The following is an 11,342-nucleotide window of genomic DNA, read 5'->3' on the forward strand; positions in this document are numbered from 1 at the left end:
CACCCGGTGATCAAGAGGTTTGCGTCAGATAAGGGCCGATTCTTGACGCGAACCTCTTGATCACCGAGGCGAGGCGAGGTGGGGCGAGGTGGGTGGGCGCGGGTTGGGGGTTGGGGGTTGGGGGGGTTAGGGGGTTGGGGGGGTGGAGAGGCTGGCGTTGGCGGCGTCGTCGGCGGTTTGGCGGGGCATCAGGCGGCCGCTGCGGTAGCCGATGCCGATGCCGGCGATCAGCACGAAGATCGCGCCGAACGTCTGGAGCGACCCGATCAGGGCGCCGCCGAGGCCGAGCAGCGGCGCGGCGATGATCAGCATGACCCCGTCGCCGAGGCTGAAGGTGCCCGAGCGGGCCACCGCCCACCCGGTGAGGAACCACCCCGCGCTGTAGAACGTCGCGCCGAGCAGCACCAGCGACCGGGCGGTGGTGCCGAAGACCGGCGTCTGCTCCTCGAACCCGGCGAACGGCAGCATCAGCACCGTGCCGGCGATGCTGACCAGCAGCCCGGCGGCGGCCACCCGCCGGCTGCGGGTCGCGGCCAGCAGGCCGGTGAGGGCCAGCAGCGCGAGCAGGCCGAGCCAGACCGCCGCCACCCAGCCGATCAGGTACACCGCCTGGCCGTCCGCCGGATACGGGTCGTTGCCCACCCCGCCGTCGCTGGCCATCGCCACCGCGCCGTAGAGGATGGCGTACGCGGGCAGCAGCCACACCGCGGCCCGCGCGAACCGGCGTACCGACCAGGCCCAACTGGCGTTCGTGGCGGGCGCGAGCGGGCTGGGCTCGCCGACGAATGGCAGTACGCCGAAGCCGCCGCCGCTGCGCCGGGAGCCCAGTGGCGCGACCGGATCGTGCGCGCCGGGTACGGGGGCCGAGGACCACATCCGATTCGCCGGATCCTTCATGCGTCACCTCGCTCGTCCACGAGCGGTGCGGGACGCGCCGGGGCGCCCCGATTGCCTGGTCACCACCCGTCCTAGGACCGATCGTGGCAGGCGTCGGAGCGCCCCATGAGTCTTTCTCGCATTTACCTCCGGCGTCCGGACCCCGACCCGGCACCGCCCGGCCAGCCGCACCCACTCGACGCCGCCGGACGCGCTACCCGGCACTCGACGCCGCCGGACGCGCTTACCCGGCGCTCAGCGCCGCCGGACGCGCTTACCCGGCGCTCAGCGCCGCGCGGCGGCCCGCGCCGCGCGGCCCGGGTGCCGGGTCAGCCGCGCTCGCGCTGGTCCGTCGGGTCGTTGACCAGACTGTCCGGGGTGACCGGCTCCGGCGCGGGCAGGCCCTGCGGCTTGTTGCCGCCGGTGGCCTGCGCCTCGGCGACGCGTACCTCGTCGTGGATCTGCTGGGCGGCGGCGGCAGCAGCCTGCGCCGCCGCCGCGGCCTCGCGCTCGACCTGGCTCGCGTGGTCGGCGGCCTCCGGCGCGGGCACGTCACCCACCATCTGGCTCAGCCCACCGAGCGCGCCACCCATGCCCTCCAGCGCCTTGGTCAGCTCGGCCGGCACGATCCAGACCTTGTTGGCGCTGCCCTGTGCGATCTGCGGCAGCGCCTGCAGGTACTGGTAGGCGAGGACCTTCTGGCTCGGGTTCGCCTGGTGGATCGCGTCGAACACCGTCCGGATCGCCTTCGCCTGGCCCTCGGCCTGCAGGATCCGGGCCTGCCGGTCACCGTCGGCCCGCAGCACCGCGGACTGCTTCTCGCCCTCGGCGGTGAGGATCTGCGACTGCTTGTGCCCCTCGGCGGTGAGGATCGCGGCGCGGCGGTCCCGCTCGGCGCGCATCTGCTTCTCCATCGAGTCGCGGATGCTGGCCGGCGGCTCGATCGCCTTGATCTCGACCCGGGTCACCTTGATGCCCCAGCGGCCGGTCGTCTCGTCCAGCACCCCGGAGAGGTGCCGGTTGATCTCGTCGCGGCTGGTCAGCGCCCGCTCCAGATCGAGCGAGCCGATCACGTTGCGCAGCGTGGTCACCGTCAACTGCTCGATCGCCTGGAGGAAGCTGGAGATCTCGTACGTCGCCCGGACCGGGTCGACCACCTTGAAGTAGAGGACCGTGTCGATCGAGACCACCAGGTTGTCCGAGGTGATCACCGGCTGCGGCGGGAAGCTGACCACCTGCTCGCGCATGTCGACCTTGGTACGGACCGCGTCGATGAACGGCACCAGCAGGTTGAGACCGGGGCTGAGGGTGCGCTTGTACTTGCCGAGCCGTTCCACCACGTCATGGCGCTGCTGCGGCACGATCCGCACCGCCTTGGCCAGCGTTATCACGGCGATCAGCGCCACCGCGATCACCAGCACCCCGAATATCGTCATCCCGTTCACCCTCTCGCTTCCGGCAGCTCGCCGGCGGAAGAAACGTCGTCCTGCCACACCAGGGCGGTCGCGCCCCGGACCTTTATCACCCGAACCCGTTGACCGGGCTCGAAAGTCTGCGTCGTGTCGTACGCCCGGGCCGTCCACAACTCACCGTCGATCTTGACGAGCCCGTGGTCGGCGTCCACCCGCTCCAGCACCAGCGCCGTGGAGCCCTCGATGGCCTCCACGCCGAACGGCTGTTCGCCGCTCTCCAGCGCCGACCGGCCGTGCCGCTTGATCACCGGTCGGACCACGACCAGGCTCAGCGCGGACACCACCGCGAAGACCAGCGCCTGCACGGCGACCGGCGCGCCCAGGGCCGCAGCGCCCGCGGCGGCGAACGCCCCGGCCCCGAACATGATCAGAAACAGGGTCGTCGTGAAGATCTCGGCGACCGCCAGCACCACACCCAGAACGATCCACACCACCGCGTCCACACCACGATCGTGACACGCAAATGCTCGCGCGGCTCCCCCGCGAAGATCAGTAGGCTCGGCGAGGCCCATCCAGCGGCGGCCCGACCCGAGGAGATGCGTTGACCCTGCTACCCGAGACCGCCCGACAGATCGACGCGCGGGTCGCCCAGGCGCAGGCCGACGGCCACGTCCCGTCGCTGGTGCTGGGCGTGGTCCGCGACGGCGCGCTGGCGCACCTGGCCGTCGCCGGCGAGCACCCCCGCCCGGACGTCGACCTGCAGTACCGGGTGGGCTCGATCAGCAAGACGATGACCGCCACCCTGATCATGCAGTTGCGCGACGCCGGCCGACTGGGTCTCGACGACCGGCTGGAGCAGCACCTGCCGGGCACCGGCCTCGGCGCGCTCACCCTGCGCCAACTCCTCGGGCACGCCAGCGGGATCCAGCGCGAACCCGAGGGCGACTGGTGGGAGCGCAACGAAGGCGTCGACCTACCGACCCTGCTCGCCGGGGTCACCGCCGACAAGATCGCTTACTCCCCGCACAGCACGTACCACTACTCCAACCTGGCGTACGGGCTGCTCGGCGGGGTGCTCGAACGACTCACCGGGACGCCCTGGGCAGACCTGCTCGACCAGCGGATCCTCACCCCGCTGGGCCTGCGCCGCACCACCTACGCGGCCACCGAGCCGTACGCCCGCGGTTACGTCGTCCACCCGTGGCACCACACGTTGCGCGAGGAGCCGCGCACCGACACCGGCGCGATGGCCCCGGCCGGGCAGCTCTGGTCGACGATCGAGGACCTGGGCCGCTGGGCCGCGTTCCTGGCCGACCCCGACCCGTCGGTGCTGGCCGCCGAGACGCTGACCGAGATGTGCGCCCCCGTGGTGATCAGCGACCTCGACTCCTGGACCGGCGGGCACGGCCTGGGGCTGGAGCTCTACCGCGACGGCGAGCGCGTGTACGTCGGGCACGGCGGCTCGATGCCCGGGTACGTGGCCGCCCTCGTGGTGCACCGGCCCAGCCGTACCGCCGTGATCGGCTTCGCCAACTCGTACGGCTTCCCGATCACCACACTCGGCCGTCGGCTGTTGACCACCGTGCTGGATGCCGAACCGGCGCTCAGCCAGCCATGGCGGCCCGCCACCACCGCGCCCGCTGCCGACGTGGCCGAGCTGACCGGTCGCTGGTGGTGGATGGGCACCTCGCTGGACCTGAGCTGGGATGCGGGTGAGCTGGTGGCTCACGTACGCGGCGAGCGGGTGAGCCGGTTCACCGCCGAGGGGACGGACCGCTGGCGGGGACGCTCCGGTCCGGAGAACGGCGAGATCCTGTCGGTGCTGCGCGATGACGACGGACGGGCGACGGCGATCGACATCGCCACATTCGTCTTCACGCGCAGCCCGGACGAGGCCCCCTGACCCGCCGTCCGACCTTGGGCGCCGGCCTTGGGCGCCGGCCTTGGGCGCCGGCCTTGGGCGCCGGCCTTGGGCGCCCGGCCTCGAGCGCCCGGCCTCGAGCGCCCGGTCGGCGGTCACGGCGGACCAGGCGGTCAGGCCGGCTCGGTGACGAAGTCGATCAGGCGCTCCATGGCGTTGATCAACGGAGTCTCGACGTCGGCGAAGCTGTTCACCCGGGACAGGATGTGCCGCCACATGTCGGCCGGCTCCGCCACCCCGAGAGCCGCGCAGACGCCCTCCTTCCACGGCCGCCCCGTGGGCACCACCGGCCAGGCCGCGATGCCCAGCGCCGCCGGCTTCACCGCCTGCCACACGTCGACGTACGGATGCCCGGTCACCAGCACGTACGGCGAGGTCACCCGGGCCACGATGCGGCTCTCCTTGCTGCCCGGCACCAGGTGGTCGACGAGCACGCCCAGTCGTCGGGTCGGACCGGGGGCGAAGTCCCGCACCGCCGCGTCCAGGTCGTCGATACCGTCCAGCGGCTCCACGACCACACCCTCGACGCGCAGGTCGTCGCCCCAGATGCGCTCGACCAGCGCGGCGTCGTGGATGCCCTCGACCCAGATCCGGCTGGCCTTGGCGACCTGGGCGCGGACGTTGTCCACCGCCACCGAACCGGACGCGGTCCGCCGGCGGGCCGCCGGCACCACAGCGCGGGTCGGGCGGCGCAGCGTCACCGGGCGGCCGTCGAGCAGGAACGCCGCCGGCAGCAGCGGGAAGTTACGCCGTTTACCGTGCCGGTCCTCCAACACCACCGCGCCGGCCTCGAAACCCACCACCGCGCCGCAGAAGCCGGAGTCGGCGTCCTCCACCACGAGATCCACTTCGGCGTCCACCTCGGGGGTGACCTTCCGTCGCCGCCAGTCCCCCGCCAGCACGTCCTCGCCGTATCGCCCCGCCATGGAGATCACGCTAACCCGCCCTCCCCCAACCACCTCCCCCCGACACACCGCCACGCCCCGTTCCCACCCCGCCCCGCCCCAACCCGCCCCGCCCCACCCGCCGCGCCCCCGCCGCGCCGCGCCCCGCCCCGCCCCGCCCCGCCCCGCCCCGCCGATCATGGAGTTGTGGTGGCGCACGAAGCCCTATCAACCGTCAGCAATCAGGCACCGGCAACTGGGTCTGTGCATCTAAGGGTGTTTCCGGCCTGACCCATCGGGCGTTGTGCCTGGTGAGGAGGGTGCCGTGATGACCGCGACACTGAACGACCAGACCGGACGTAAGAAGCGGCCCGAGCCGTCGGCTGAGGCGAAGGCCGCCGCCGAGCTGGTCCGGGCCGCGAAGGAACAAGGGCTGTCGCTGACCGGCCCGGACGGGCTGCTCAAGCAGCTGACCAAAACGGTCCTGGAGACGGCGCTGAAGGAGGAGATGACCGAGCATCTGGGCTATGAGAAACATGAGTCGGCTGGGGTGGAGTCGGGCAACGTCCGCAACGGCACCAGGGCGAAGACGGTGCTGACCGATAGCACGGGGCCGGTCCAGATCGATGTGCCCCGGGACCGGGCCGGCACCTTCGAGCCCCAAATCGTCAAGAAGAGGCAGCGGCGCCTGTCCGGGGTCGACGAAGTCGTGTTGTCGTTGTATGCCAAGGGTTTGACCACCGGGGAGATCTCGGCGCATTTCGCGGAGATCTACGGGGCTTCGGTGTCGAAGGAGACGATCTCGCGGATCACCGACAAGGTGATCGAGGAGATGACCGACTGGTCGCACCGCCCGTTGGATGAGATTTACGCCGCCGTGTTCATCGACGCGATCGTGGTCAAGGTCCGCGACGGGCAGGTCGCGAACCGGCCCTTCTACGCCGCTATCGGGGTCACGCTCGACGGGGAGAAGGACATCCTCGGGTTATGGGCCGGCTCGGGTGGTGAGGGTGCGAAGTTCTGGATGAGCGTGCTGACCGACCTGCGTAACCGGGGCGTGAAGGACGTGTTCTTCCTCGTCTGCGACGGCCTGAAAGGTCTTCCCGAGGTGGTCACGAACGTGTGGCCCCGCACGATCGTGCAGACGTGCATCATCCATCTGATCCGCAACACGTTCCGGCTCACCTCCCGCAAGTACTGGGACGCGCTCAAGCACGACATCAAACCGATCTACACCGCCGTCAACGCGGCGGCGGCCAGGGCCGCGTTCGAGGACCTGGCAGAGAAGTGGGGCGAGCGGTATCCGGCGGTGATCCGGCTGTGGGACAACGCCTGGGCGGAGTTCATCCCGTTCCTCGACTACGACGTCGAGATCCGGCGGGTGATCTGCTCGACCAACGCGATCGAGTCGTTGAACGCCCGCTACCGACGGGCGATCAAAACCCGCGGCCACTTCCCCAACGAGCAGGCCGCGTTGAAGTGTCTGTACCTGGTGACCCGATCCCTGGACCCCACCGGAACAGGCAGAACCCGATGGACGATGCGCTGGAAACCCGCGTTGAACGCCTTCGCCATCACCTTCAGCGACCGCTTCCCAGCCGCTGAAACCTACTAACCAAGATCGCCGGAAACACCGTTAGCGAGACAGCCCCCCGCAACTCCATGATCGACGGGATCGGGGGTGGGTTGGGGGCGGGGTGGGGGTGGGTTGGGGCAGGGCGGTAGTGGACGGGGCGAAGGGGGCAGTTCGGGGCAGGCAGGGCGGCCGGAGCGGCAGCCGAGACAGGGCCACCGATCACCACGTACCCTTTCGGCATGTCCACCCCCGCAACGGGCGCGGCCACGCTTGCGCCGCGCCGGTCGAGCCGGTTCGTTGCCTGGGTGCGCGCGTGGCGCGCCGGGTTGGTGCCGTACGACGAGGTCGCCGACGCGATCGCCGGTGACGAGGAGCATCTCGTCGCGGACGCCCCGGGCACCTGGACCGACGTGCCGCTGGGTGCCGCGCTGCCCACCCTGGCCAAGCTGTCGCCCGACGAGATCCGGCTGGTGCTGCCCGCGCCGGGCGACCCGAGGGGTCTGCCCGGCCCCGGCGACTTCGCCGGAGCGGCGCTGGTGGCGGGCGAGGCGGTGGTGGCCGGTGGGCTGGGCCTGATCCCGCAGGTGCGCAGCCACACCTCCGGCTCCGGGGACTGTTTCGAGACGGTGTTGTGGCGGGTCTACCCGCTGCCGGCCGACGCGCCGGCCGCCTCGCTGTCGCTGCCCGGGGCCGCCGAGGCCGAGGCCGAGTTGGCCGCCGCGCTGGCCGAGACGACCGCCGTGCTGACCCGGCTCGACGTGGCCCAGTGGCGGCCCGAGCTGGCCGGCGCGCTGGCCGCGCTGCGCCGCCCGGACGGCACCACCGACCTGCCACCGGGATTCGACCCGCGGGCCCGTCGGCTGTTCGCCCGGGCTGCGGTGCTCGACCGGGTGCTGGCGTTGGCCGGGCACGCCGCCCCGGGCGGCGCGATCAACAACTACGAGGCCCAGCAGCGCGACGCCGCGCTCCGCCCGCTCACCGCAGCCTGCCGCCAAGCCCTGGTGGCCGCCTGCAACGCCCCCCTACGCCCGTAACGCCCCCGCGCGCCACGCCCCAGCGCCGCGCCGCGCCGACTCACTACGTCGATCTTGCACTTTCTGCTGCGACCTAAAGGGCGTCACGCCCCATATCGGCGACGGTAAGTGCAAGATCGACGAGAGCGGGGCGCGCGGGCGGGGTCACACCTCGTCGATCAGGTCCGCGACCGAGTTGACGATGCGGGACGGGCGGTACGGGTAGCGCTCGGCCTCGGTACGGCTGCTGATGCCGGTGAGCACCAGGATGGTCTCCAGCCCGGCCTCCAGGCCGCAGAGGACGTCGGTGTCCATCCGGTCGCCGATCATCGCGGTGGTCTCCGAGTGCGCGTTGATCGTGTTCAGCGCCGATCGCATCATCATCGGGTTGGGCTTGCCGACGAAGTACGGCTCCACCCCCGTCGCCTTGGAGATCATGGCGGCGACCGAGCCGGCGGCCGGCAACGCCCCCTCGACGGACGGGCCGGTCACGTCCGGGTTGGTGCAGATGAACCGGGCCCCGTCGTTGATCAGCCGGATCGCCTTGGTGATCGCCTCGAAGCTGTAGGTGCGGGTCTCACCGAGCACCACGTAGTCCGGGGCGAAGTCGGTGAGCACGTACCCGACGGCGTGCAGCGCGGTGGTCAACCCGGCCTCGCCGATGACGTACGCGGTGCCGCCCGGCCGCTGGTCGGCGAGGAACTGGCCGGTGGCCAGCGCTGAGGACCAGATCGACTCCTCCGGCACGTCCAGCCCCATCCGGCTCAACCGGGCCGTCAGGTCCCGCGGCGTGTAGATCGAGTTGTTGGTCAGCACCAGGAACGGCTTGCCGGAGGCGCGCAGCCGGTTGACGAACTCCGGCGCTCCGGGCACCGGCTGGCCCTCGTGCACCAGCACGCCGTCCATGTCGGTGAGCCAGCTCTGCACGGGCTTGCGGTCATGCATCGGTGCCCCCAGCAGGCGTCGGTCGGCGGGTCGGTACACAGCAGACGGTGGGACAGGTGTCCCACCTGGGCAGGTCCCCGAGGTGGCGGCGCAGCTGCGCGCCGTCCGGATCGGTGCGCTCGGTGACCAACTCCCGGACCATGGTCGCGAAGCGCGGGTCGGTGCCCGGGGTGCCGGCCCGGACGAAGTCGAGGCCGAGCTGCTTGGCGGTCTCCAGGGCCTCGGTGTCCAGGTCCCACACGACTTCCAGATGGTCCGAGACGAACCCGATCGGGCTGACCACCACGCCGGTGACACCGCCCTCGGCAAGCGCGTTGAGGTGGTCGTTGATGTCGGGTTCCAGCCACGGCACGTGCGGTGGGCCGGACCGGCTCTGCCACACCAGGTCGTACGCCAGGTCGGGGGCGGCGGCCGCGGCCACCAGGCGGGCGGTCTCGCGTAGCTGCGCCTCGTAGCGGCCGCCGTGCGGGCCGGCGTTGGCCGCCATCGAGGTGGGGATGGAGTGGGCGGTGAACACCAGTCGGGTGGTGACCCGCTTCGCGGGGTCGAGCTGGGCGAGGGCGGCCCGGACCGCGTCGACGTGGGGCTCGACGAACCCGGGGTGGTCCCAGAACTGCCGCAGCTTCTCGATCACCGGTGCGTCGGGCCCGACGGCGGCGCGGGCGGCGGCGATGTCCTCCTGGTACTGCCGGCAGGACGAGTAGCCGCCGTACGCGCTGGTGACGAAGGCCAGCGCGCGGGTCACGCCGTCGTCGCGCATCTGGCTGACGGTGTCGGCGAGCATCGGGTCCCAGTTGCGGTTGCCCCAGTAGACGGGCAGGTCGACACCGTGCGCGGCGAAGTCGGCGCGGACGGCGGCGAGCAGGTCACGGCACTGCTGGTTGATCGGGGACACCCCGCCGAAGTGCTGGTAGTGCTCAGCGACCTCGGCCAGCCGCTCGGGTGGCACCCCCCGGCCACGGGTCACGTTCTGCAGGAACGGCATCACGTCCTCGGGCCGTTCGGGCCCGCCGAAGGACACCAGCACCACCGCGTCGTACGCCATGGGGGTCATTCTTGTCCCTCGCTCAGGACGGCCCGGCGACGCCCCCTGCCGGCGGGTGCGGGCGCCGTGTTAGGAAGGGCCCCCTGCTCTACGGCAAGCGTTAACAGGGTGCCCTTCCTTACAACGTCAGGAACCCATGGCGTGGTAGCCGCCGTCGACGTGCACGATCTCGCCCGTGGTGGCCGGGAACCAGTCGGAGAGCAGCGCCAGGCAGGCCCGCGCGGCGGGCTCCTGGTCGTTGAGGTCCCAGCCGAGCGGGGCGCGGTCGACCCAGGCGTCCTCGAACTGGTCGAAGCCGGGGATCGACTTGGCGGCGATGGTACGCAGCGGCCCGGCGGCGACCAGGTTGCTGCGGATGCCCTGCTTGCCCAGGTGCAGGGCCAGGTAGCGGGAGGCGGACTCCAGGCCGGCCTTGGCGACGCCCATCCAGTCGTAGACCGGCCACGCCTTGGTGGCGTCGAAGGTCAGACCGACCACCGCGCCGCCGGCCGACATCAGCGGCAGCGCCGCCATCGCGAGGGACTTGTACGAGTAGGTCGACACGTGCAGGGCGGTCGCCACGTCCTCCCACGGCGCGTCGAGGAAGCCACCGCCGAGGCAGCTCTGCGGGGCGAAGCCGATCGAGTGCACCACACCGTCGAGCCCGTCGACGTGCTCGCGGACCCGGTCGGCGAGGCTGGCCAGGTGCTCGGCGTTGGTCACGTCGACCTCGATCACCGGCGCGGGCTCGGGCAGCCGCTTGGCGATCCGCTCGACCAGGGAGAGCCGGCCGAAGCCGGTGAGCACGACTTGAGCGCCGTTCTCCTGGGCGAGTTTCGCCACCGAGAAGGCGATCGAGGCGTCGGTGATGACACCGGTGACGAGCAGCCGCTTACCGGCGAGCAGTCCGGACATGCAGGGTTTCCTCCGTAGTCAGAGAAGGTCAGTGGCCCATGCCGAGGCCGCCGTCGACCGGGATCACGGCCCCGGAGACGTACCCGGCGCCGTCCGATGCCAGCCAGGTGACCACGGCGGCCACCTCGTCCGGGCTGGCCATCCGGCCGGCCGGGATGGACTTGCGGATCTCCGCCTTGCGGTCGTCGGACAGGCCGGCGGTCATGTCGGTGTCGATGAAGCCGGGCGCCACCACGTTCGCGGTGATGTTGCGGCTACCCAGCTCGCGGGTGACCGAGCGGGCGACGCCGACCAGGCCGGCCTTGCTGGCGGCGTAGTTGACCTGTCCGGCGCCGCCGGAGAGGCCCACCACCGAGGAGATGAAGATCATGCGGCCCCACTTGGCCCGCAGCATCTTGCCCGAGGCGCGCTTGGCGACCCGGAACGCGCCGGTGAGGTTGGTGTCCACCACGTTGGTGAACTGCTCCTCGGACATCCGCAGCAGCAGCGTGTCGTCGGTCATGCCGGCGTTGGCGACCACCACCTCGACCGGGCCCAGCTCGGCCTCGACAGCGGTGAACGCGGCATCGATCGAGGCCGCGTCGGTGACGTCGGCGCGTACGCCGAACAGCCCCTCGGGGGCCTCGCCACTGCGGTGGGTGACCGCCACCCGGTCGCCCTGCTTGGCGAAGGCCTGCGCGATGGCCAGGCCGATTCCCCGGTTGCCGCCGGTCACCAGCACGGTACGGGCCACGGTTCCTCCTTGCGACTGCTCAGCATGGACGCGTCGGAGCCTA

Annotated in this window: 11 protein-coding genes; 3 read left to right on the forward strand and 8 right to left on the reverse strand. The window is 71.5% G+C overall.

What is annotated here, in order from left to right:
* Positions 1-126: 126 nt before the first annotated feature.
* The 3 genes from ACQP03_RS23915 to ACQP03_RS23925 all read right to left on the reverse strand — a co-directional run bounded on the left by ACQP03_RS23915 (position 127) and on the right by ACQP03_RS23925 (position 2,791).
* Positions 127-897: a hypothetical protein gene (locus ACQP03_RS23915; protein WP_357128129.1), complete on the reverse strand. Its 771-nt coding sequence runs from the start codon at positions 895-897 to the stop codon at positions 127-129.
* Between the two features lie 308 nt (positions 898-1,205).
* On the reverse strand, positions 1,206-2,312 hold the full coding sequence (locus tag ACQP03_RS23920; RefSeq protein ID WP_357128126.1) for an SPFH domain-containing protein: 1,107 nt from the start codon (positions 2,310-2,312) through the stop codon (positions 1,206-1,208).
* 5 nt (positions 2,313-2,317) lie between these two features.
* Positions 2,318-2,791 (reverse strand): NfeD family protein, encoded by a 474-nt coding sequence (locus ACQP03_RS23925; protein WP_357128123.1) that lies wholly within the window; start codon positions 2,789-2,791, stop codon positions 2,318-2,320.
* Between the two features lie 98 nt (positions 2,792-2,889).
* Between ACQP03_RS23925 and ACQP03_RS23930 the strand changes: the two genes are divergently transcribed.
* The gene (locus ACQP03_RS23930; protein ID WP_357128120.1) at positions 2,890-4,191 is read left to right on the forward strand and encodes a serine hydrolase domain-containing protein; all 1,302 of its coding nucleotides are present in this window, start codon (positions 2,890-2,892) and stop codon (positions 4,189-4,191) included.
* A gap of 131 nt (positions 4,192-4,322) precedes the next feature.
* Here ACQP03_RS23930 and ACQP03_RS23935 read toward each other — a convergent pair whose 3' ends face one another.
* Entirely contained in the window at positions 4,323-5,135 is an 813-nt protein-coding gene (locus ACQP03_RS23935) for a DUF3097 domain-containing protein (RefSeq protein ID WP_433458576.1), read from the reverse strand.
* Between the two features lie 286 nt (positions 5,136-5,421).
* Between ACQP03_RS23935 and ACQP03_RS23940 the strand changes: the two genes are divergently transcribed.
* Positions 5,422-6,708, forward strand: a complete 1,287-nt coding sequence (locus tag ACQP03_RS23940) for an IS256 family transposase (protein WP_357175977.1) — start codon at positions 5,422-5,424, stop codon at positions 6,706-6,708.
* Between the two features lie 200 nt (positions 6,709-6,908).
* Complete coding sequence (locus tag ACQP03_RS23945) at positions 6,909-7,703, forward strand: hypothetical protein (RefSeq protein ID WP_355052729.1); 795 nt, start codon at positions 6,909-6,911, stop codon at positions 7,701-7,703.
* Between the two features lie 144 nt (positions 7,704-7,847).
* Here ACQP03_RS23945 and ACQP03_RS23950 read toward each other — a convergent pair whose 3' ends face one another.
* The 4 genes from ACQP03_RS23950 to fabG all read right to left on the reverse strand — a co-directional run bounded on the left by ACQP03_RS23950 (position 7,848) and on the right by fabG (position 11,299).
* On the reverse strand, positions 7,848-8,627 hold the full coding sequence (locus ACQP03_RS23950) for an HAD-IIA family hydrolase (RefSeq protein ID WP_355052728.1): 780 nt from the start codon (positions 8,625-8,627) through the stop codon (positions 7,848-7,850).
* Positions 8,620-9,672, reverse strand: coding sequence for a ferrochelatase (locus tag ACQP03_RS23955; RefSeq protein WP_357170904.1), 1,053 nt, complete (start codon positions 9,670-9,672; stop codon positions 8,620-8,622). The genes ACQP03_RS23950 and ACQP03_RS23955 overlap by 8 nt, the downstream gene beginning before the upstream one ends.
* 126 nt (positions 9,673-9,798) lie before the next feature.
* Complete coding sequence (gene fabI / locus ACQP03_RS23960) at positions 9,799-10,566, reverse strand: enoyl-ACP reductase FabI (protein ID WP_357170902.1); 768 nt, start codon at positions 10,564-10,566, stop codon at positions 9,799-9,801.
* Positions 10,567-10,594: 28 nt separating this feature from the next.
* Positions 10,595-11,299: a 3-oxoacyl-ACP reductase FabG gene (gene fabG, locus ACQP03_RS23965; RefSeq protein WP_355052725.1), complete on the reverse strand. Its 705-nt coding sequence runs from the start codon at positions 11,297-11,299 to the stop codon at positions 10,595-10,597.
* Positions 11,300-11,342: the final 43 nt, after the last annotated feature.

The organism is Micromonospora sp. CA-248212 (assembly GCF_050948405.1).
Lineage (GTDB): Bacteria > Actinomycetota > Actinomycetes > Mycobacteriales > Micromonosporaceae > Micromonospora.

Coding starts and splice junctions, on each gene's coding strand:
- ACQP03_RS23920 (WP_357128126.1), bottom strand. CDS start 2,312: ATGACGATATTCGGGGTGCTGGTGATCGCGGTGGCGCTGATCGCCGTG.
- ACQP03_RS23935 (WP_433458576.1), bottom strand. CDS start 5,135: ATGGCGGGGCGATACGGCGAGGACGTGCTGGCGGGGGACTGGCGGCGA.
- ACQP03_RS23915 (WP_357128129.1), bottom strand. CDS start 897: ATGAAGGATCCGGCGAATCGGATGTGGTCCTCGGCCCCCGTACCCGGC.
- ACQP03_RS23945 (WP_355052729.1), top strand. CDS start 6,909: ATGTCCACCCCCGCAACGGGCGCGGCCACGCTTGCGCCGCGCCGGTCG.
- fabI (WP_357170902.1), bottom strand. CDS start 10,566: ATGTCCGGACTGCTCGCCGGTAAGCGGCTGCTCGTCACCGGTGTCATC.
- ACQP03_RS23950 (WP_355052728.1), bottom strand. CDS start 8,627: ATGCATGACCGCAAGCCCGTGCAGAGCTGGCTCACCGACATGGACGGC.
- ACQP03_RS23955 (WP_357170904.1), bottom strand. CDS start 9,672: ATGGCGTACGACGCGGTGGTGCTGGTGTCCTTCGGCGGGCCCGAACGG.
- ACQP03_RS23940 (WP_357175977.1), top strand. CDS start 5,422: ATGACCGCGACACTGAACGACCAGACCGGACGTAAGAAGCGGCCCGAG.